This window comes from Metabacillus litoralis (genome assembly GCF_020524045.1).
Taxonomy (GTDB): domain Bacteria; phylum Bacillota; class Bacilli; order Bacillales; family Bacillaceae; genus Metabacillus; species Metabacillus litoralis_C.
The window spans coordinates 549,922-571,774 of the sequence record NZ_JAIVKL010000002.1 but is presented as its reverse complement, the minus strand read 5'-3'; the positions used below and the strand labels follow the sequence as shown (position 1 = coordinate 571,774).

Here is a 21,853-nt window from a genome sequence, read left to right as displayed (position 1 = left end):
TTATTCAATTGAAAGAAGTAAATATAAAAATGTAGGGGCTTGAAAAAATGTAAAACCCAAGCCCCGGGCATCCTATTGCCTTTTTTAGAGACTAGATCTAAAACAAGCGTTAAAAACACTTGTAAACTACCATAGGTATGATGTAGATGTAAATTATTGGTTTCTTAGCTTGATGACATTGAAGCTGAGCCTCCTCAGCGCTACGCCTGCGGGGTCTCAGCCTTCCTCTATTCCCGTAGGAGTCGAGTGTCTTCCGCTTCATTCCACTAGTTCTTAAAAATCGAATGCAAAATCAAAAAAATATTGAAGACGACAAACAAAATCCCGATCTATTAGGCGAATGATTAATTGACATATCACCTAATAATTTGGTTTTATTATTAGCTTAAATACTTATGTCCCAACAAAACTAAGATGCTCGTGTTTTCTCCGCGCAAATACAGAAATAAAAACTCCTCATAGAAGTCCATTCAAAGTGAATTAATTTCTATATAAGCTCACTTCTCCTTTAACATGAAGAGGTCCCTTTTATGTTAATCGTAGCGGAATCATGCATGAAAGAAATCTGTATGATAAACTATTACGTATAAAACAACGTGAAGGGGATTTATCATGGAAATTACAATGACAAAGGAAGCTATTGAGCAGTTAGCACCAATTATTGAAGGTAATAAAGCTCGTCATATGAAAATGAAATATGATACAGAGGGCTGTGGATGTGTGATGAGCGGAGTTACAGCTTTATGGTTAGTAAATGAAGTAGAAGAAGATGATGTGAAGATAGAAACAAATTATATACCACTATTCGTTGAAAAAACAAAAATGGTGTTTTTAGATGAAGTACTTACCATTTCATATAATAAAACAGCAAATAGCTATATGTTAAAAAGTCCTTCACAAATACTAAATCCGCGCATGAACTTGCTAGTGAAGTGAGGAGAAGACAGTGAAGGATGTATTAAAATCGATCGAAAATGTAGCGTTAAATAAAACATGGGTGTCATTTTTAAATGATAATCATCCTTATAGCCTTCTTCATTGGTCAATAGGGGGGAGTCATGAGGACACAAAAGATGTTTGGTTGCTTCAAGATGAAATGTCATTTGAAGCCCAAGAATTCCCAACTATTGATGAGGCAATAAAGTGGATGGAAAAGAACATGGAACATATTTCAGATGTATTAGGATAAGAAAAAGGGCTGACTTTTTGCATAAGTCAGCCCTTTACAATTCTTATTTATCTACCATAATATTAATATTTATAAATCGTTTACCGATTAAGATAATAATAGAAGAAACGGTAATGAAAGCAGCAGAGATGATAAAAAGTACTTTAACATGAAGTAGATCTGCAATGAATCCAAAAAGTAGCGTTCCTACTCCAAAAGATCCTGTCATAATCGCGTCACGAGCTGAAAATACTTTTGCAAGCACACGTTCTGTAGCTACCGTTTGGTAGATTGTTGTTTGAATGATTACTTTAAATTGACTAAAAATACCAACAGCAGCCGAACAAACGAGTGCCAGCCATCCAATGGATGTTAAACCAAAACCAAGTGTAAATAAAGACACAAGGATTGAGCTTATCAGCAATATTTTATGAGCATTGGTTATAAACAAACGCTGAAATCTTAGTGTGAAAAAGCCGCCTATTAATAACCCTGCAAAAAAAGTTGAATTAATATATCCCCACCAGGCTTCATGTTGATGGAGAACTTCCTCAACATAGATGTATAAAATAGCAGCAATCCAAACAACACTAGCCAAAGAATCTAACAGTTCAATCATTGCTATAGTTTTAATCGAAGGTGTTTCCCAAATAACTTTCCAGCCTTCGATAAAAGACTCTTTCTCAGTTGGATTTCCTTTGAACGTCTCTGTTTTAGTATCTTCCACAACAATAAAAACCATAAGAAAGGTTGAAATGGAAAAGAAGATCCCTGTTATCAGAAGTAATCCTTGCCCACCAGTTAATGATGTGATGATGGCTCCTAAAGGCCAACAACCAAGATTAATGACTTGATCAATCACTGAAAGAAAACTATTACCTTTTAAAAGTTGACTTCTGTCAAGAATCTTGACAATTAGAGATTGACGAGCTGGAACGGCCCAACCATCTAAAAAAGCAATAAATCCAATAAGTGGAAAGATATAGATGACCGTGTTATTTGTTATATTGTTTGTTAAAAAACAAGCGTAGAGAATAAATAGCAACAAAGTCTTTATACATTGTGAAAGGACTAAAACATGTTTTAATAACAACCGATCCAATATCCAAGGAACAAATAAACTTCCCAAAAACCTTGCACATGTGATTGTAAAAGGAATCATAGCTGTATAAAAGGCAGATCCAGTAAGCTGATATAATAAACTAATCACACCAACAATGTAGAAGACATCACCACAATTTGCAAAAGCTTGACCGAGCCATAAAAAATGAAATGATTTTTTAAACATAAATATCCCGCCCTGAAAAATGATTTAATTTGTTGATTAGGTAAGCAGGATTGTATTTACACTGGACGATTTCTCCTTTCTAAGATTGTTATTGTTGCTGTCTAGCACCAGGGTCTGGTTCGACACAAATATGCTTGCGCTTTGCTTAATTTATAGTGAACAGAGGTGCTAAGGGCGGATAGCACCTCTTAATTAGAATAAATCAATTTCTTCAAAGAATTCGTCTACAACCTTAGAATATTCTTCACGATTATTGATATATGACATAGCATGAGATCCATTTTCAGCAATAAAAAGCTTTTTAGGACCAGTTTTTTGTTTGTAAAGCTGCTGTGACATTTCAGAAGGTATGTAATCATCATCTTTACTATGGATAAAAAGAACAGGGTTTTCGATATTTTGTACAGCGTTAAGAGGTGATACCTCATGAATAGAATAGCGATCACGAAGTTTTACGAAGGGCTTCGCAATAGGCATGATAAAAACACTAGGAATCTTAAATTCCACTTTAAGACGAAATAAAAGCTGGGCCTCAAGTTCGGAAAAAGGGCAATCTGCTATATAGAAGTCTGCACCATCCTCAACCATACCTGCGTAAAGTAATGTTGTAACAGCACCCATTGATTCACCATGAATTCCTAATAAAATCTGGTCATCAACCTCTTTTTTTAGCCAGTGTACAACAGATTGAAGATCAAATTTTTCATAATGGCCATAGCTCGTTGTTTTTCCACCGCTTTCTCCATGTCTGCGATGATCGTAAATGACAACATTCCAACCTTTTTGTAAAAATAAATTCATATATTTAACAGAATTCAGTTTGTTAACGGTTACTCCATGACAAATAATAATATAGCGATGATGATCGTAAGGAGCAATAAGTGATCCTTTTATAGAATAGCCAAACTGAGATGGAATTGTAAAATGTTGCTTATCCAGTTCATCAAATTCCTTTTGATTAAATAGGCCGAAATTGGTATCACGATCTATCAATTCTTTATCTGATTTTTTCTTAATGTACATTAGTTTATTCGTAAAGAAAAATCCGACAATAAAAACATACGACAAAAAGATGAGTAGCCCAATAACTAGTTTTTTCATAAAAATTAGCTCCTTACCTTAATATTCGTTCAAGCTATATACGAATAATACCATATAAGGATTAACTGAGTAAGTATGATCAACATTCATTATTAATTGTTTCCATCATAAAAAGGAACCAGTAAAATGGTTCCGATGATTTACCTATTTAATGATTGCGTCTTATTGTTCCGAGTTTTGTCTTTTAGTAGGATGGATAGCCTTTTCCATTTCTTCAGCAGCCATCATTTTTTTAGATGTATCAGCATTAGGTTTTCCTTTTTGTCCTTGTTGTTTTGCCATTTTTTAAATCACTCCTTTCTATCATATAAAATGTCAATAATGATAACAAAATATACAAGGTGAAAGAAGCTACTTTTTCAATATGATGATATTAAATTTAAAAAGAAGTGTCATAACGACGTTTGATAGAAAATGTGTAATAAAAGGAACAAATAGATTATTGGTTAACATATAAATCCATCCAAAAACTAAGCTAGGTAAAATAATATTTACTAACATTAATGGATTTTTAAAGTATCGAGTGTGAAATAGCAAAAAAATCACTGTAGCAATACCGATTGCAAACCATTCATTATTGAGTAAAATAAATGCGATGTTTTGGATAATTGCCCGAAACAGTAGTTCTTCATAAAATGAAGTTACGAGCATAAAAATGAAAATTGAAAAAATGGAATAGTCTTTAAACGTTTTATTCGTCTCATCGATGAATTGAGATGAAATGATATAGGATAGGAAAACTCCATATAAAATCAAACCTACCGAAGAAACTGAGGTAAATACAAGTAGAGAAATAGGTTGATCGAAAGATAGAAGGTCATCTATTGAAAGTATATTAAAAGTTAAGAGAAGGAAAATAATACAACACAACAAAAAAATAGTATAAATAAAGCTAGATATCACTTGCTTACTATGTAAATCAGTTTGTTTTGCTAGTTTTAAATCAGTCATGGTTAAAAGCTCTTTTCTATGAAATTTTAAAGCTCTTTTTTGAAAGGGGATAAATTAGGCTAATTTTCACTCCCTAAACTATAATACATAACAGCAAAGCTCGATACAATAGCTACCAAATTAGTCGTCTTAATCAATTATCATTATTTTTTTTATAGAAATCATAATGTATCCAGGAGAAAAAGCTTGAAAAATTGATAAAAATAAACCTATAATTTTAAAAAGCTTATTGAAGGAGGCAACTTAGATGAAGAAACCTAAAAAACAAAAAGACGACAAAAGCGTATCTGTTTCAGATCATTTAAATAGTGATTTACTAGAGCAATTAAAAGCAGTAAAAAAAGGCCTAACAAAAGAACAAGAAGAACGAGACGCTGAACTTGAGAAGAAAAAAATAGAAGAGCGCAAGCAAAGGGAAAAAAATAAAAGCTTTGAAGAATTATTAAATGAAAGCTCTTTATCGTGGAAAGAATACAAATGAAAAATATGACAAGAAATCGATCCTAGCAACCAAGCTTTGGAGCAATTAAACTCAATTGTGGAAAAAATGAAAAAGCCATTTTATCTAGGGCTTTCCGGGATCCTCCTCGGCATGTGCGCCTTTAGGGGGATCCCTTTTGCACCCTTGTCTAAAAGGGCTAGATCCAGGAGTTAGAGCTTAAGGAGAAAAATAATCCGAAATTCTCCTATGATGAAAGCCTTATATATTCCTTCAGTGGAACAAGTGAAATCAATAAAATAGATTTTTAATAGATACTAATCTTACCTTCATAATGTCTTTTACTTAAGAGGTAAGGTCGTTTTCGCAAACTTTGTTGCTTTTAAATACCTGAAGCAATCAGCACTGTATTAAGTGAAGTGGCATCTTTTCTTCATAAAATAGTACCCTTGGAGTGAAAAAACAATGTTTTCACTCCAATTTTGTTACACAGCAACAATCGTTCAGAAAAGAGCCAAAGGTAAAGGTGTTATCGGTGCTGCTCATATTGATCTAGCTTAGCAATTTGTTGAAGTTTGTGATGTATGTTAGATGGTAACGGTTGGGCATTTCCAGCAGCTGCATTTTCTAGTAGTTGTTCAAGTTTACTAGCTCCTGGGATAACTGCTCCAACAACATCTTCATAAAGACAATATTGTAAAGCAATCTCTGTCATTGTAAGTGGTGAATCTATATTTTCAAATTCCATTAATAGATTTTTTAGCTCATCTTTAGTATAGGAAAGATAGCTTTCAGTTTTTAGCTTTAAAGATAAAGGCTTTTCTGTTAAAAGACCCTTTGCAAGAGGTCCACGAGCAATCACACTTACATTATGTTCATTTATAAGTGAAAACCATTCTTCAGGACGTCGATCTAAAAGGCTATATTGCATCATAATCGAAACGATGTTGGATTTGCTTAGATATTCTTTTATCACATTTGGTCTAATAGAAGAAATTCCATACTGACGTATAAGTCCATCTTGCTTTAATTCTTCAAAAGCTTCAATCGTTTCATCAATATTGTCTTCAATAGTCCCACCGTGGAGTTGGTATAAATCAATATAATCTGTTTGAAGACGTTTTAAGCTCTGTTTAACTGCTTCTTTTATGTGTTTTTTAGAAGGATCCCAAGTCCAGCCTGATTTATCTTCTTTCCATCGATTACCTGCTTTTGTTGCCAATACAATATCATGTCGACGATGCTTAATCGCTTTACCGACTAATTCTTCATTTTCTCCAAAATCATATAAATCAGCTGTATCTAGATAATTAATTCCTACATCAATTGCTTTATCAATCAATGAAACAGCATGCTGTTCATTATTTCCTAGCGACATACAGCCTAATCCAATTTCACTTACATATAAATCTGAATTTCCAAGCCGTCTTTTCCGCAAAACTTTTCACTCCTCTAGAGTTCTTTTAAGTTGAGGTTAGTATAAAGCGATGGGAAAATCAATCATTACGCTTGTAGGAAGGTAATAAAAGAACCCTCCCTTTTCTCTTATTGTTACTTTGGATCAGTTGATCTAAAGTTTTGTATAATTTAACATATTCCTTTAATTTTGATTGAATTTCATGCGGTTTTCCAATTAATACAATTCCCTTTTCATTTCGATAGATTTTCATGTGTTCATATCCATTCCCTTCCAGTAAGGTATGATAGAATATATGGTGATGAAAAAGTATGTAGAACAGGAGAGGATAAAGTGGAAAACTTAAAAGAAACAACGATCTCTTCGAAAGAGATTTTCAAAGGACGAATTATTGATTTATATGTAGAAGAGGTAGAGCTGCCAAATGGTAAAACAAGTACAAGAGAAATTGTAAAGCACCCAGGTGCAGTAGCCGTAATAGCTCTTACAAAAGATCAAAAGATTGTGATGGTCGAGCAATATCGTAAACCGCTTGGACGAACGATCGTTGAAATACCAGCAGGAAAGCTTGAAAAAGGGGAAGAACCAGAAACAACAGCAAAAAGAGAGTTGGAGGAAGAAACAGGATATACATGTGATGAACTAGAGCCTTTAATCTCTTTTTATACATCACCTGGATTTGCTGATGAACTTGTTCATTTATTTATTGCGAAAAATTTGGAGAAGCTAACACATAAAGCAGAATTAGATGAAGATGAATTTGTAGAAGTAATGGAAGTCACACTAGAAGAAGCACAGGAAATGATTGTGAATCAACAAATTTTCGATGCGAAGACAGCTTATGCAGTTCAATATTTACAGCTTATGCAAAAAAGAGCACAAAGATAATTAAAGCTATATTTAGGAGGGTGTTTTATTCAAGAGATGAACAGCTATTTTGCTGATTTACATATTCATATCGGACAAACAAAGTCAGGAAAACCAGTGAAAATCACAGCGTCCCGTTCATTAACACTTGAAAATATATTAGTTGAAGCAAGTGAGCATAAAGGAATTGATATGATAGGGATTATCGATTGTCATGTTCCAGAGGTGTTGCTTACACTTACTCAGCTTATCGAGAAGGGTGATTGTTACGAATTAGATGATGGAGGTATTAGGTTTCAAAGGACGACATTAATTCTCGGTAGTGAGCTTGAAATTTATGATGATGCCTGTAAAGGACCTGTTCATGTGCTAGTTTATATGCCGACACTAGAGAAGATGAAGCAATTTTCAACGTGGATTTCGTCTAGACTTAAGAATATTACACTTAGCTCACAAAGGATATATGAAAAAGGAAAAACTCTTCAACAGTGCGTAAAAGATTTAGGTGGGCTATTTATACCTGCGCATATATTTACACCTCATAAAAGCTTATATGGCAGTGGGGTGAGTGTTTCATTAACAGAAGTTTTTTCTCCTTCATTAATTGATGCTGTTGAATTAGGATTAAGCTCAGATACATTAATGGCAGACAAAATAGAAGAATTACATCAGTATCCTTTTTTAACAAATTCAGATGCACATTCATTACCGAAAATTGCTCGTGAATATCAAAAGTTACTATTAAAAGAGCCAAGCTTCTTCGAGTTACAAAAAGCTTTGCATTCTAAAGAGGGGAGAGCTGTTCAAGCGAATTACGGGTTAAATCCTTACTTAGGTAAGTATTATGAAACAACATGTGAAAAATGCGGCTTAAAGCCAAATTTTAATGAAGTAAAATGTAGTAATTGTGGAAGTACGCGGTTTACAAAAGGTGTATCAAAGCGAATACAGGAATTAGCCGGTAATCGTGAAAATGAGAAGTTTCGTCCTCCATATATACATCAAGTGCCATTACAATTTATACCTGGTGTTGGACCGAAAACCCTTGATAAATTAAAAGACTTATTTGGTACAGAAATGAATATCTTACATCAAGTTTCAAAAGAAGAACTTCAAAAAGTCGTACCCAACAAGCTTGTAGAGTTTATCATTGCAGCTAGAGAAGGAAAGCTTCAAGTATCATCAGGTGGCGGAGGAACATATGGAAAAGTTAGTGGAGTTTAAATAAGTCTCCTTAGTGAGTAGTTAGCGTTGTAGATTTATTGAAGAGCATCGACTTTCAGAGAGCGAGCGATTGTCAACATATTGAGGAGAACTCTTTTTTATTGTTCTCCTTTCAATGATAACTTTATTTTAATAGTAAGAGGTATGATTTCTACGTAAACAGCCTAGAAAAGACATGCGTATTACGTAAATACTTACCATCAGCAGATAAATCATCTTGGCGAAAGGTCCCTTCTAGTGTGAAACCTAGTTTTTCTGGTATTTTTTTGCTTTTTTCATTCTTAGTATCACATTTAATTTCAATTCGTTTAGCATGAAGTTCAGTAACTGCGAAATGAATTAGGCCTTCAACAGCTTCAGTTATATATCCTTTTCCACTATATCTTGAATCAATCCAATATCCAATTTCACAACTGTGAACTTTCCACTTCATACGATGTAAACCGGTGCTACCAATAAAGCCACCTGTAAAACGGTCGAAAATTAGAAACCGCAAGTCTTCTCTTAATATAAACTTTGCTATTGCTTCTCTAATATTTATTTCAGTTTCCTCAACCTTTGGTAGGTGTTGAGCAAATGGCATCCATGGTTTTAATTCTTTAATTGATGCACATATAGCGGCATTCACAGCTTTACCATCGCCAGATTGTGGAGCTCTCAGTAAAAGACGTTTAGTTGTGAACTCAGAAGGGAAATCTAGTAAAATAGGGTTCATCTTATCACTTCCTTATTATTTTTTAGTAGTATAAACGAGAAAACTAGAAAAGAAAACCATTTTTGAGTCATAGAAATGAAGTCCTCTCATATACTCTAGTAAGTGAATGACGGGAGGAAATCATTATGCGTAAACAACTGCCATTAAGTGCAATGATGAAGCAGCATCTTAAGGAGCATTCGTCCATATATTTGTTTGTCTTTGTGTTATTTTTGATGGGAGTAATATTTGGAGCCATCATTGTTAATAGTATGAACTTGAGTCAAAAAGAAGATTTATATTATTACTTAAACCGATTTTTTGGACAAGTCGCAGAAGGTAAGGTAGCGAGCTCAACAGATATGTTTCAACAAAGCTTTTTTCATAATTTGAAATATTTAGGTCTTATGTGGATATTAGGGGTCTCAATTATAGGGTTACCTGTAATTTTAGTCATGTTATTTATTAAAGGAATGGTAGTAGGATTCACAGTTGGTTTTTTAGTTAACCAATTGGGGTTAAAAGGATTTTTACTCTCATTCGTTACGGTTCTGCCCCAAAATATTTTACTTATCCCAGCCTTTATACTAATGTCAGCTGTTGCGATATCCTTTACGCTAAAAATAATTAGGCAATTATTTGTGAAGAAAACGAGCAATATGGAGGCGCCTTTTTCCTTATTTATGAGATACGTTTCAGTATTTTTATTCATTGGTGTATTGGCCATTATTGCTTCTGGATTTGAAGCCTATGCTTCACCATTTTTAATGAAAAATGTAGTTGAATTCGTCAGTAAATAATAATTATTATTATATAATAAACATTATCTTTATTAGATTATAATCATTTTAGTTGGACACTTTCCTCTTCTTTGATATATAATAGTTTTGGGAACGCGGCGAGGGAGGAAAAGTAGTTATGGAAAACCGCATTGATCGGATTAAGAAGCAGTTGCATACTGCTAGTTATAAGTTAACGCCACAGCGTGAAGCAACTGTTCGGGTACTATTAGAAAATGAGGAAGATCATTTAAGTGCCGAAGATGTCTATCTTCTTGTAAAAGAAAAGGCACCTGAAATTGGACTTGCAACAGTTTATCGAACTCTTGAACTCTTAACTGAGTTGAAAGTTGTTGATAAGATAAATTTTGGTGATGGTGTTTCAAGATATGACCTTCGTAAAGAAGGAGCAGCTCATTTTCATCACCATCTAGTATGTATCGAATGTGGATCTGTCGCTGAAATAGAAGATGATCTACTTGAAGATGTGGAAGAAATCGTCGAAAGAGATTTTAAATTTAAAATTAAAGATCATCGTTTAACTTTTCATGGGATATGTACAAAATGTCAAGAAAAGAGTGAAAATGAATCAACTAATGATGATAATAAATAATTGAAGTCTAGCTTATTAAAGTTAGGCTTTTTGCTTTTTGTATCGTTTACATAATGATAAAATGCACAAACGGTCAATAAGTACTTTGACGCACGCTCTTAGCCTATCGAGGAGGATAAATAACACCCTTTTTTTCTGTTTCAAATTGTAAGGATTTTATCCTAGATGTAGGTTCATTCCGCTTTTCATGCTTCACATCAGTACTAATTAAATTTTTAGCTTCAGTTTTAATGAAGCAATCTCTCGAATCTCCTTTTAAAAAATTCAGAGTAGGAATTTATACAAAATAAGGAACTTTACGTATTGTAGCAACAATGTTCCGAAAACAGGAAAAATGATGTATAAAGTTTGTCCTTTTTGGCATATCTTTTAATAATCATCACTTTACTCGATAATTGAAAAGAACTTTGATTTTTTGGAGGTTGCATTATGATTCGATGGTTTAAAACAGTTAGAGATATGATGAAGGTATTTGTCTTGTTCACTGGATTTACGATTTTATTCTATTATGCTATCATTTGGGTGAACTTAGAGTACCAAGAAATACATCGTTATGATCAACCAGAAGGTGCAGCTCTGAAGGTAACCAATATGGTTAATAATGAAGAGGAAAGCTGGCTAAACAGATTTATTTTTTTTATTGATAATGGGGAGTAGAAAAATGTGAAAGATCAATTGAAAGATTTTATCCACTATTTAATTGTAGAAAGAGGTCTGTCAAATAATACAATTGTTTCTTATGAGCGAGATTTAAAAAGCTATCAAAAGCACTTAGTAGAAAAGCAACAAATTACTTCGTTTAATGATGTCACTCGTTTTCATATTATTCAATTTTTAAAGTTTCTAAAAGAAGCTGGGAAATCAAGTAAAACATTAGCAAGACATTCAGCATCAATTCGGAGTTTTCATCAGTTTTTATTAAGAGAAAAACAAGCTGATCAGGATCCATCAGTATTACTTGAATCACCACAATTAGAGAGAAGTCTTCCTAAAATACTCTCATTACAAGAAGTAGAAAAGTTGCTAGAAACACCAAAGCTCACCACACCATTTGGCTATCGAGATAAAGCAATGCTTGAACTTTTATATGCTACAGGTATAAGAGTCAGTGAAATGATTGACTTAAATTTAACAGATGTTCACTTAACCATGGGATTTATTCGTTGTTACGGGAAAGGCAATAAAGAACGGATCGTTCCGGTTGGAAAAGCGGCATCGGAAGCTTTAATGGATTATATAGAAAGAGCAAGATCGAAACTGCTTAATCCAAAGCAACCGACAGAAGCGTTATTTGTCAATCATCATGGCAAACGAATTTCGAGACAGGGCTTTTGGAAAAACTTAAAGAAGGTTGCAATTGAAGCAGAGATACAAAATGAACTAACACCTCATACTTTAAGGCATTCATTTGCAACACATTTACTTGAGAATGGGGCAGATTTAAGAGCAGTACAAGAAATGCTTGGACATGCAGATATATCAACAACACAGATTTATACTCATGTGACAAAAGCTAGATTAAAAGATGTTTATAATCAGTTTCACCCAAGAGCATAAAAGCACCGCACGAATGTGGTGCTTTTTTATTATTTTAAAATAGAATTGTTTTCAATTCATTGTCATTGGAACAGTTCTCCATTTAGTGAAATAGTTGTTTGTTTAATCTGTTACTTGTGTTGATAGTGAGCAAAAAAAAACTCCTTATAAATCGGTTTAATTAAGTTGTAAATAAGGTAAAAAGAAGTTTATAATGGAGAGGAGAAAATAGTTGTCAGACTTCCGACAAGTTTACCTCGTCGAATGGAATATCATGATTTATGGAAGATTAAGATAAGGTAAGAACATAAAAGGAGGATATCAATGTCAAATTATACATATAAGCGTGTTTTCTTAGTTGTTCTTGATTCAGTAGGTATTGGTGAAGCGCCCGATGCTGATCAATTCAATGATATTGGTTCTAATACTTTAGCTCATATTGCAGAACATATGGATGGACTTTCCATGCCAAATATGGCGAAGTTAGGCTTGAGCAATATAAGTGAGATTAAAGGAATACCAATTCAAGAAAAGCCTCTAGCATATTATACAAAAATGCAGGAAGCTTCAAATGGGAAAGATACAATGACAGGACACTGGGAAATAATGGGCTTGCATATTGAACAACCGTTTCAAGTGTTCCCTAAAGGTTTTCCGCCTGAACTAATACAAACATTAGAACAAAAAACAGGACGTAAAGTAATTGGAAATAAACCAGCATCAGGAACAGAGATTCTTGATGAACTTGGAGAAGAACATTTAAAAACAGGAGCATTGATCGTCTATACTTCAGCTGATTCAGTTTTGCAAATTGCAGCTCATGAAGAAGTTGTTCCTATAGATGAGTTATATAAAATTTGTGAGATAGCACGTGAGATGACTTTAGCTGAAAAGTACAAGGTAGGACGTGTCATTGCACGACCATTCCTAGGAACAGCAGGTAACTTTACAAGAACATCGAATCGTCATGATTATGCATTAAAGCCATTTGAGCGAACAGTGATGAACGAGCTGCAAGATAGTGGGTATGATGTGATCTCAATCGGGAAAATATCAGACATATTTGATGGTGAAGGCATTACAAAATCTTTAAGAACAATCTCAAATATGGATGGTATGGACAAGTTAAATGAATCAATAGGTATGGACTTCACAGGGATGAGCTTTCTTAATTTAGTAGATTTTGATGCACTGTTTGGGCATCGACGTGATCCTGCAGGTTATGGTAAAGCATTAGAAGAGTATGATGTTAGGTTAGCAGAAGTTCTAGAGAAATTAACAGAACAAGATTTATTAATCATAACGGCTGATCATGGAAATGACCCAATTCACCATGGAACAGATCATACAAGAGAATACGTGCCTCTTTTAGTATATAGTCCAAGATTAGGTCATGGAAACGAGTTAACCATTAGAGATACGTTTGCTGATGTAGGTGCAACTATAGCTGATAATTTCAATGTGAAAATGCCAGCTAACGGAAAAAGCTTTTTAGCTGATTTAAAATAGGAGGGGTACATAATGAATTATGAAAACATTAAAGAAGCAGCTCATTTTTTAAAAGAAAAATATCAAGAAATCCCGAAAATTGGTTTGATATTAGGATCAGGCCTTGGTGTCCTAGCAGATGAAATTGAAGACGCAGTTAAAATACCATATAGTGAAATTCCGAATTTTCCTGTTTCTACTGTTGAAGGACATGCTGGTCAACTTGTTTTTGGAACATTGAAAGGATCGCATGTTGTTGCGATGCAGGGAAGATTTCATTTTTATGAAGGATACAGTTTAGAAAAAGTAACAGCACCTGTTCGTGTGATGAAAGAAATCGGTGTTGAAACATTGATCGTTACAAATGCCGCCGGTGGAATTAATGAATCTTTTGAAGCAGGAGATTTAATGCTCATCACAGATCATATAAATAATATGGGGACGAACCCATTAATTGGTCCTAATGATTCTAGAATAGGTGCACGTTTTCCAGACATGTCAGAAAGCTATGATAAGAAGTACCGACAAATAGCGAAGGACGTTGCAGCTGATTTAAACATTAAGCTACAAGAAGGAGTCTATGTTGGTAACACAGGACCTTCTTATGAAACACCAGTTGAAATTCGAGCGCTTCGTACTATGGGTGGAGATGCTGTAGGAATGTCAACAGTTCCTGAAGTAATTGTTGCAAAACATGCTGGATTAGGTGTTTTAGGAATTTCTTGTATTTCAAATATGGCTGCTGGTATTTTAGATCAACCACTATCACATGACGAAGTAATTGAAACAACAGAAAAGGTGAAAACAAATTTCTTAAATTTAGTCAAAAATGTTATTGAAAAAATACATTCGTCAAACTAAAGAAAAGGTGAGATAAACAATGAGAATGGTTGATTTAATTGAAAAGAAAAGAGACGGTTTAGAATTAACAAAAGAAGAAATTCACTTTATCGTTGAAGGATATACAAAAGGTGACATTCCTGACTATCAAATGAGTGCTTTAACAATGGCTATTTATTTTCAAGGAATGGCCGATCAAGAGCGTGCTGAACTGACGATGGCTATGGTCCACTCTGGTGATACAATTGATTTAAGTGAAATTGAGGGGATCAAGGTTGATAAACATAGTACTGGTGGTGTAGGTGATACGACAACACTTGTACTAGGTCCATTAGTGGCTGCAGTCGGAGTACCTGTTGCAAAAATGTCTGGACGTGGTTTAGGACATACAGGTGGAACAATTGATAAATTAGAAGCTGTTCCAGGTTTTCACGTTGAAATTGAAAATAAACAATTCATTGAACTTGTTAACAAAAATAAGATTGCTGTTATAGGACAAAGTGGAAATCTTACACCAGCAGATAAGAGCTTATATGGATTACGTGATGTAACAGCGACCGTGAACAGCATACCGCTTATTGCGAGTTCGATCATGAGTAAAAAAATAGCTGCTGGTGCCGATGCCATCGTTTTAGACGTGAAAACCGGTGCAGGCGCGTTCATGAAAGATTTAGATGAGTCGAAAAAACTAGCAAAAGCAATGGTAGACATCGGCAATCTTGTTGGTCGTCGAACAATGGCTGTTATATCTGACATGAGTCAGCCATTAGGATATGCAATTGGAAATGCACTTGAAGTAAAGGAAGCTATTGACACACTTAGTGGAAAAGGTCCTAAAGATTTAGAAGAGCTTTGTCTTGTATTAGGTAGTTACATGGTTTTATTAGCTAAAAAAGCTACTTCACTAGAAGAAGCTCGTTCAATGTTAGAAGAAGTTATCCAAAATGGTAAAGCGTTGAAAACCTTAAAAATCTTCCTAGAAGCACAAGGTGGAGATGGATCTGTCGTTGATAAGCCAGAAAAACTTCCTCAAGCTACATACCAATTTGAGCTAGAAGCAAAAGAAGATGGCTATGTATCTGAAATTATTGCTGATTCAGTTGGAACAGCTGCCATGCTATTAGGAGCTGGTCGCGCAACAAAAGATTCGGTGATCGATTTGGCTGTTGGATTAGTATTAAATAAAAAAATTGGTGATAAAGTAAAAAAAGGGGAGTCTTTAGTTACAATTCATAGTAACCAGGAAGACGTCCAAAACGTAAGAAACAAATTATATAATAGTATTTCGATTTCTACTAACGAAGTGGAAGAACCAAAATTAATTTACGCTACAGTTGAATAATGATTATTGTGATAAAACCACAGTCTTTGGACTGTGGTTTTTTAGATGTTTTAATGGTGTGAAAGGCTTGTGCAATAGGAACGGGGTTGAAAATCTAGTTTAGTTAGACATGGCTAGCGGCTTGTAATGGTTAGTTATAGTCGGTTAGATAAGAGGTGGTGGACGTGAAAGCGAGGTTGGCTTGCAAACGTGTAAAGATGATCGACAAATGCGGGAGAATGGTCGATAAATTGAATTTTATGATCGATAAAGTACATTTTATGACTGTAGGAAAGCATGAACATAGATTTAAAAACTAAAGATATTTTAAAGATTGATAAAATAGAAATTTCGATGCTATCTTAACTTGGATAACACTACATAATGAGAAATTAAATATAGAAGAAACTCATTTTTCGCTTTCTACATTTAATTTTTACAGTTAGCTTTACAAAGTGACAAAAAAGGAAAACCAATAAATATGGGAGAAAACTATCTAGACTAAATAATAGAGGAGAGGAAAATACTTGATCATAAAACCATTAGAGGAACCGGTAAAGATCCAAAAGCTTGAAGTACTAAAGAAACGTCTATTTCCAACTCATGTAAAAATGAAAGAAATTGAGAAAGAGTTAGCTAAGACTACGGCGGGATATAAAGGTGAAAAATCCCTTTTATATTATTTGAGTTTTCTTCCAGAAGAATATATGATCTTACACGATTTACGACTAACAATAGACAACAGAAATTATTTCCAGATAGATATACTAATTTTATCTCAGTACTTTATTCTGATTTTAGAAGTTAAAAATATTTCTGGAAAAATTACATTTGATGAAACGTACCACCAATTAATTAGACAATTCAATGATGGTGAAGAAGTATTTCCTGATCCTGTTCTGCAAGTTAAACATCAAAAATATCAGTTAATAAGATATTTGAATAAGAAAAAAATCGTAAGTTTACCAATTGAAACGCAGGTAGTTATGACGAACAATTCAGCATTATTAAGAAATCAAAATAATAGTAGGAAATACTTAGATACCATTAGTAGAAGTAGTGAGCTTATAACTAAAGTTGAGTATTATAAACAAAAGTATAAAGCTCCAATTTTTACGATGAAGGATCTACGTAAAGTAGCCAAGAGTTTGCTGAAGGATCATATACCTTCTGGATTTAATATTTTTCATCTGTTTGAACTAAATTCAAATGATATATGTAAGGGAGTGTTTTGCACAAATTGCGGTTGTTATCCATTACAAAGAGTAAGGGGTACATGGTATTGTGGTGAATGTAACTTTTCCTCAAGAAATGCCCATTTAGAAACCTTTAATGACTATAAACTATTATTTGGTACTACTATTACGAATAAACAAACAAGAGATTTTCTGCAAATTTCCTCACCATCCACAACTTATAAAATTCTATCCTCTTTGAAAGTCCCTCAATTTGGCCGTGGCAAAGCTACTTCATACAATTTATCAAAATTAAAAAAATAAAATCTTTCCAAGCTTAGTATATTTTCCCTCCTTCTGGAAAAAATGGGATGTATAAAGAATGGAGGGCTTATGAAATGAAACGAATAATTTCGTGTTTAACACTTATAGCGATGCTTGTCTCTGTTACACCAATGGCTCTAGCCAAAGAAGATTCCAAAACTGTCGAGCTTGCAGATAAAGCAAAGTCTGCTGTTTTAATTGAACGAGATACAGGTACGATCTTGTATGATAAAAATAGCGATGAAAAGCTTCCTCCAGCAAGTATGACAAAGATAATGACAATGTTGCTTATTATGGAAGCACTAGATAAAAATCAAATCAAGTGGGATGAAAAAGTTCGAACAAGTGAATATGCTGCTTCAATGGGCGGATCGCAGATATTCTTAGAGCCTGGAGAAGAAATGACAGTCGAGCAAATGCTTAAAGGAATTGCAATTGGATCTGGTAATGATGCATCTGTTGCTATGGCAGAAAAGATTGCGGGGTCTGCTGAAGAATTTGTCAATATGATGAATAAAAAAGTTGAGGAATTGGGTTTGAAAAATACTCAATTTAAAAATCCGACAGGTCTTCCAGAGCCAGATCATTTTAGCTCTGCACATGATATGGCATTAATGGCAAAAGAGTTATTAAAGTATGAAGAGATTACGAATTTTACAGGTAAATATGAAGATTATTTACGAGAAGGAACAGAAGAGAAGTTCTGGTTAGTAAATACAAATCGATTAGTTAAATTTTATCCTGGTGTGGATGGAGTTAAAACTGGATTTACAAATGAAGCAAAATATTGTTTAACTGCTACTGCTAAAAAAGATAATATGCGTGTTATTGCTGTTGTATTTGGAGCTGATACACCAAAGGATCGTAATGCACAGGTTACGAAAATGTTAGATTATGCATTTAGTCAATATCAAACTCACCCTTTATTTAAGAAAGACGAATTATTAACAAAAGTAAGGGTGAGTAAAGGTAGTGAAAAAGAAGTAAATCTAATGACATCAGAGCCGATTTCCGTTTTAACGAAAAAAGGGGAAAAAGTGGATGATGTAAAACAAGAGATTGTATTAAAAGAGGATGTACAAGCTCCCGTTAAAAAAGGAGATGAATTAGGTTCTCTTCAATTAGTTAAAGAAGACAAGGTTATTGCAGAAAGTAAGATCGTTGCAGAAAAAGATGTAAAAGAAGCTAGTTGGTGGCAATTATTTAAACGTGTAATGGGAAGCTTTACAAAGTCTAGCTAATGTTGACGAATTTACACTAGTTTTGTCATGAAGCAGGAAATTAAAAGTTCAATCAAGAAAGACTCTTTATCCAGAAATTAAGGAGGGGTAAAACCTTGAGTCTTGCAATTGAACTTGATGTAAAAAAATCTGTATTATGTATCCGACTCTCAGGTGAGCTTGATCATCATGCAGCTGAAGAATTACGTACGAAGGTTACGGAAATGTTAGCTGCAAATCAATCCAAGCATATTGTATTAAATCTAGAAAATCTAGCGTTCATGGATAGTTCTGGTTTGGGCGTAATTTTAGGTAGATATAAACAAATTAAAGCAATGGGTGGGGAAATGGTCGTTTGTGCTATTTCACCAGCTGTTAAGCGTTTATTTGATATGTCAGGATTATTTAAAATCATTCGTTTAGAAGAAAACGAAATGAAAGCACTCCAGACATTGGGGGTGGCATCATGAGAAACGAAATGAACCTGCAATTCTCAGCGTTAAGTCAAAATGAATCTTTTGCACGGGTGACAGTGGCATCTTTTATTGCACAACTAGATCCTACAATGGATGAATTAACAGAAATAAAAACAGTTGTATCTGAGGCTGTCACAAATGCAATTATTCACGGATATGAAAATGATCCAAATGGGATTGTTTATATTTCAGTCACGTTAGAGGATGAGGTAATCCATATGACAATTCGTGATGAAGGAATTGGAATATTTGATATTGAGGAAGCAAGACAGCCTTTGTATACAACGAAGCCAGAGCTTGAAAGATCTGGGATGGGATTTACAATTATGGAAAACTTTATGGATGAAATTACAGTAGACTCAACGGCTACAAGCGGTACAACAGTTAAGTTAATTAAACACTTATCTAAAAGTAAAGCTTTATGCAATTAAAGGGAGACTTGCTATGGATGTGGAGGTCAAGAACGATCAGACAAATACGCAGTTAAAAGATCATGAAGTCAAGGAATTGATTCGTCGTAGTCAAGAAGGGGACCAAGATGCTCGTGATTTAATTATCCAAAGAAATATGAGACTTGTTTGGTCTGTTGTTCAGCGCTTTTTGAACCGAGGTTATGAACCTGACGACTTATTCCAAATTGGAAGCATAGGCTTGTTAAAATCTGTAGATAAATTTGATTTATCTTATGATGTAAGATTCTCAACTTATGCAGTGCCAATGATTATTGGGGAAATTCAAAGGTTTATCCGTGACGATGGTACAGTGAAAGTAAGCAGATCATTAAAAGAATTAGGTAATAAAATTCGTCGAGCAAGAGATGAGTTATCAAAAACCATGGGGAAAGTACCAACTGTTGCTGAAATTGCAAATTATTTAGATATTTCTCCAGAGGAAGTTGTTCTTGCTCAAGAGGCAATTAGAGCACCTTCATCCATTCATGAAACAGTTTATGAAAATGATGGAGATCCTATTACATTATTAGATCAAATTGCTGATAATACAGAAACAAAGTGGTTTGATAAAATTGTATTAAAGGATGCTATTCGAGATTTAGATGAACGTGAAAGGTTGATTGTCTTTCTTAGATATTACAAAGATCAAACTCAATCTGAAGTTGCCGATCGCTTAGGTATTTCACAAGTTCAAGTTTCCAGACTAGAAAAAAAGATATTGCAACAAATGAAGGATAGAATGAATCAATAATGTAAAAAAGAGACTGACTTACCTATGTGTTTATGTTTAAACACATAGTAAGATCAGTCTTTTTTGTGCTTTTTTAAAAGATAAATTGATGGTAATTAATGGACTTGCCTTCAGACTTGCATGATTAAAATTAAGCCAATGCATACTACATATACGAACAACATTGATAATCAAGTTTTTAAATTGGATGATAATTTAGTCGATAGGAAGTGATTCTTGGTGGAAAAGACGGTTTATATAAGACTTCGTCATCGCATTCAAGTACATCCTAACGATGTTATTTCAATTGACAAGATAGCTCTCATTGTCGGTGATAAGGAGTTGACAGAGAAACTTAGAAAGTTATTATTACACAAAATTCAACCTAGAGACAAAAATATGGTGGTAATAGATGTAATGCATGTATTAAAAGCAATCCATCAGTTCGATCATCAAATTGATGTTCAAACAATAGGCTCAACCCAAACAATCGTTGAAATTGTGTTTGAGAAGAAGAAAGTATCACCTTTTTTATTTAGTGCTGTTTGGCTAATATTATTCATTGGTGCTGGGCTAGCAATAATGAATTTCCATGAAGATGTGAGTATGCAAGAAGTACATCAGCGAATTTATAAAATTGTAACCGGTAAGAAAAATGATCAGCCACTTATCCTACAAGTTCCATATTCAATTGGTTTAGGGTTAGGTATGGTGTTATTTTTTAATCATTTATTTAAAAAGAGAATCAATGAAGAACCAAGTCCCTTAGAAGTTGAGATGTTTAACTATCAGTTAGATTTAGATCAATATGTTGCAATGAATGAGAACAAGGAGAATTTAAATAGTGTTGATGACGATCGTTAGCACTTGTCTGTTAATGATTATTGGTTTATCAGGGGGACTTGTTGTAGGGTCAGGGTTTGTTGCATTTTTAGCCGTGTTGGGAATTATACCCAGATTGACTCAGTTAACCAAAACATATCGATATATTCATGTGTATGAATGGGCAATTATTCTTGGTGCTGTCATAGTAGGTTGGATGAGTTTAAGAAATACACAGCTAGATCAATCAGCATTTTGGCTAATTCCAATTGGCCTTTTATGTGGCATTTTTATTGGGATGCTAGCTGCTGCACTTACAGAAGTACTTAATGTATTTCCTATTTTAGCGAAACGAATTGGCTTTGGTGAAAAAATAGTCATATTACTGATGGCAATTGTGCTAGGAAAAATAATCGGATCTTTATTTCATTGGATTTATTTTGTGAATCAGTAAGGGAGGTAATGAAAAATGGCGAAGGCGAAAATGAAGGATGATTATAAAAATCAAATTAAAAATTTTCAACCAAAACCACCATATTTCTTGAATTGCCTTAAGGCATTTTTAGTTGGTGGGTTTATTTGTTTGGTTGGTCAGGGGATACAAAATTTTTATATAAACGTTCTTAATTTTTCAGAGAAGGATGCAGGTAATCCTACTGTTGCCACTTTAATTTTAATTTCTGCTTTTCTAACAGGTTTAGGTATTTACGATAAGATTGGTCAATTTGCTGGTGCTGGTTCAGCGGTTCCTGTTACTGGCTTTGCAAATTCAATGACTAGTGCTGCTATAGAACATAGAAGTGAGGGAATTGTTCTTGGTGTTGCAACTAATATGTTTAAGTTAGCAGGGAGTGTCATTGTGTTTGGTGTTGTAGCAGCCTATATAGTAGGGATGATTAGGTATTTTTATGGGTTAGGATTTTAAGTA

26 protein-coding genes are annotated in these 21,853 nt (G+C 34.0%); 20 read left to right on the top strand and 6 right to left on the bottom strand.

All coding sequences use genetic code 11. The annotated features are described in order from the left end of the window. Positions 1-612 precede the first annotated feature (612 nt). Together LC076_RS06250 and LC076_RS06245 are read left to right on the top strand one after the other, a co-directional pair. Positions 613-936 carry an iron-sulfur cluster biosynthesis family protein gene (locus tag LC076_RS06250; protein ID WP_226666975.1) on the top strand — a complete coding sequence of 108 codons (324 nt, stop codon included), beginning with the start codon at positions 613-615 and terminating at the stop codon, positions 934-936. A gap of 10 nt (positions 937-946) precedes the next feature. Next, the gene (locus LC076_RS06245) at positions 947-1,189 is read left to right on the top strand and encodes a DUF2552 family protein (protein WP_226666974.1); all 243 of its coding nucleotides are present in this window, start codon (positions 947-949) and stop codon (positions 1,187-1,189) included. A gap of 43 nt (positions 1,190-1,232) precedes the next feature. On the opposite strand, the gene LC076_RS06240 is transcribed toward LC076_RS06245, so the two are convergent. The 3 genes from LC076_RS06240 to LC076_RS06230 all read right to left on the bottom strand — a co-directional run bounded on the left by LC076_RS06240 (position 1,233) and on the right by LC076_RS06230 (position 4,508). Continuing rightward, on the bottom strand, positions 1,233-2,456 hold the full coding sequence (locus LC076_RS06240; RefSeq protein ID WP_226666973.1) for an MFS transporter: 1,224 nt from the start codon (positions 2,454-2,456) through the stop codon (positions 1,233-1,235). A 192-nt stretch (positions 2,457-2,648) separates the two neighbouring features. Next, entirely contained in the window at positions 2,649-3,557 is a 909-nt protein-coding gene (locus LC076_RS06235) for an alpha/beta hydrolase (RefSeq protein WP_226666972.1), read from the bottom strand. A gap of 351 nt (positions 3,558-3,908) precedes the next feature. Next, positions 3,909-4,508: a CPBP family intramembrane glutamic endopeptidase gene (locus tag LC076_RS06230; protein WP_226666970.1), complete on the bottom strand. Its 600-nt coding sequence runs from the start codon at positions 4,506-4,508 to the stop codon at positions 3,909-3,911. A gap of 247 nt (positions 4,509-4,755) precedes the next feature. On the opposite strand from LC076_RS06230, the gene LC076_RS06225 reads away from it, so the two are divergent. Then, positions 4,756-4,989: a YqkE family protein gene (locus tag LC076_RS06225; protein ID WP_226666969.1), complete on the top strand. Its 234-nt coding sequence runs from the start codon at positions 4,756-4,758 to the stop codon at positions 4,987-4,989. A 487-nt stretch (positions 4,990-5,476) separates the two neighbouring features. On the opposite strand, the gene LC076_RS06220 is transcribed toward LC076_RS06225, so the two are convergent. Together LC076_RS06220 and mciZ are read right to left on the bottom strand one after the other, a co-directional pair. Continuing rightward, positions 5,477-6,385, bottom strand: coding sequence for an aldo/keto reductase (locus LC076_RS06220; RefSeq protein WP_226666968.1), 909 nt, complete (start codon positions 6,383-6,385; stop codon positions 5,477-5,479). 58 nt (positions 6,386-6,443) lie between these two features. Then, positions 6,444-6,617, bottom strand: coding sequence for a Z-ring formation inhibitor MciZ (mciZ, locus tag LC076_RS06215; protein ID WP_226666966.1), 174 nt, complete (start codon positions 6,615-6,617; stop codon positions 6,444-6,446). An 80-nt stretch (positions 6,618-6,697) separates the two neighbouring features. Here mciZ and LC076_RS06210 point away from each other — a divergent pair, with 80 nt between their 5' ends. Together LC076_RS06210 and LC076_RS06205 are read left to right on the top strand one after the other, a co-directional pair. After that, positions 6,698-7,252 (top strand): NUDIX hydrolase, encoded by a 555-nt coding sequence (locus tag LC076_RS06210; protein ID WP_226666965.1) that lies wholly within the window; start codon positions 6,698-6,700, stop codon positions 7,250-7,252. A gap of 36 nt (positions 7,253-7,288) precedes the next feature. Next, positions 7,289-8,455, top strand: a complete 1,167-nt coding sequence (locus tag LC076_RS06205) for a TIGR00375 family protein (RefSeq protein WP_226666964.1) — start codon at positions 7,289-7,291, stop codon at positions 8,453-8,455. Positions 8,456-8,606: 151 nt separating this feature from the next. Here the strand turns inward: LC076_RS06205 and LC076_RS06200 are convergent, their stop codons facing one another. Next, positions 8,607-9,170, bottom strand: coding sequence for a GNAT family N-acetyltransferase (locus LC076_RS06200; RefSeq protein ID WP_226666963.1), 564 nt, complete (start codon positions 9,168-9,170; stop codon positions 8,607-8,609). Between the two features lie 125 nt (positions 9,171-9,295). On the opposite strand from LC076_RS06200, the gene spoIIM reads away from it, so the two are divergent. From spoIIM to spoVAC, 15 genes are all read left to right on the top strand, one after another. After that, complete coding sequence (gene spoIIM / locus LC076_RS06195; RefSeq protein WP_226666962.1) at positions 9,296-9,949, top strand: stage II sporulation protein M; 654 nt, start codon at positions 9,296-9,298, stop codon at positions 9,947-9,949. A 118-nt stretch (positions 9,950-10,067) separates the two neighbouring features. Continuing rightward, positions 10,068-10,541, top strand: coding sequence for a Fur family transcriptional regulator (locus LC076_RS06190; protein ID WP_226666961.1), 474 nt, complete (start codon positions 10,068-10,070; stop codon positions 10,539-10,541). Positions 10,542-10,970: 429 nt separating this feature from the next. Beyond that, the gene (locus LC076_RS06185) at positions 10,971-11,198 is read left to right on the top strand and encodes a YqzK family protein (protein ID WP_226666960.1); all 228 of its coding nucleotides are present in this window, start codon (positions 10,971-10,973) and stop codon (positions 11,196-11,198) included. Between the two features lie 6 nt (positions 11,199-11,204). Continuing rightward, a complete protein-coding gene (gene xerD, locus LC076_RS06180) occupies positions 11,205-12,098 on the top strand; it encodes a site-specific tyrosine recombinase XerD (protein WP_226666959.1) in 894 nt (297 codons plus the stop codon). 303 nt (positions 12,099-12,401) lie between these two features. Beyond that, the gene (gene deoB, locus LC076_RS06175) at positions 12,402-13,586 is read left to right on the top strand and encodes a phosphopentomutase (RefSeq protein ID WP_226666958.1); all 1,185 of its coding nucleotides are present in this window, start codon (positions 12,402-12,404) and stop codon (positions 13,584-13,586) included. Between the two features lie 12 nt (positions 13,587-13,598). Further along, positions 13,599-14,426, top strand: coding sequence for a purine-nucleoside phosphorylase (locus tag LC076_RS06170; RefSeq protein ID WP_226666957.1), 828 nt, complete (start codon positions 13,599-13,601; stop codon positions 14,424-14,426). A 19-nt stretch (positions 14,427-14,445) separates the two neighbouring features. Next, positions 14,446-15,747: a pyrimidine-nucleoside phosphorylase gene (locus LC076_RS06165; RefSeq protein WP_226666956.1), complete on the top strand. Its 1,302-nt coding sequence runs from the start codon at positions 14,446-14,448 to the stop codon at positions 15,745-15,747. A 506-nt stretch (positions 15,748-16,253) separates the two neighbouring features. Next, positions 16,254-17,225, top strand: a complete 972-nt coding sequence (locus LC076_RS06160; protein ID WP_226666955.1) for a nuclease-related domain-containing protein — start codon at positions 16,254-16,256, stop codon at positions 17,223-17,225. Positions 17,226-17,299: 74 nt separating this feature from the next. Continuing rightward, positions 17,300-18,466, top strand: coding sequence for a D-alanyl-D-alanine carboxypeptidase family protein (locus LC076_RS06155; protein ID WP_226666954.1), 1,167 nt, complete (start codon positions 17,300-17,302; stop codon positions 18,464-18,466). A 95-nt stretch (positions 18,467-18,561) separates the two neighbouring features. Continuing rightward, positions 18,562-18,915, top strand: coding sequence for an anti-sigma F factor antagonist (spoIIAA, locus tag LC076_RS06150; RefSeq protein WP_146946215.1), 354 nt, complete (start codon positions 18,562-18,564; stop codon positions 18,913-18,915). Beyond that, on the top strand, positions 18,912-19,352 hold the full coding sequence (spoIIAB, locus tag LC076_RS06145; protein WP_226666952.1) for an anti-sigma F factor: 441 nt from the start codon (positions 18,912-18,914) through the stop codon (positions 19,350-19,352). Before spoIIAA ends, spoIIAB begins: the two co-directional genes overlap by 4 nt. Before the next feature lie 13 nt (positions 19,353-19,365). After that, complete coding sequence (gene sigF / locus LC076_RS06140) at positions 19,366-20,124, top strand: RNA polymerase sporulation sigma factor SigF (protein ID WP_226666951.1); 759 nt, start codon at positions 19,366-19,368, stop codon at positions 20,122-20,124. Positions 20,125-20,343: 219 nt separating this feature from the next. Further along, positions 20,344-20,967 carry a stage V sporulation protein AA gene (locus tag LC076_RS06135; protein ID WP_226666950.1) on the top strand — a complete coding sequence of 208 codons (624 nt, stop codon included), beginning with the start codon at positions 20,344-20,346 and terminating at the stop codon, positions 20,965-20,967. Continuing rightward, entirely contained in the window at positions 20,954-21,379 is a 426-nt protein-coding gene (locus tag LC076_RS06130; protein WP_226667001.1) for a stage V sporulation protein AB, read from the top strand. The genes LC076_RS06135 and LC076_RS06130 overlap by 14 nt, the downstream gene beginning before the upstream one ends. 15 nt (positions 21,380-21,394) lie before the next feature. Beyond that, complete coding sequence (gene spoVAC, locus LC076_RS06125) at positions 21,395-21,850, top strand: stage V sporulation protein AC (protein ID WP_226666949.1); 456 nt, start codon at positions 21,395-21,397, stop codon at positions 21,848-21,850. Positions 21,851-21,853: the final 3 nt, after the last annotated feature.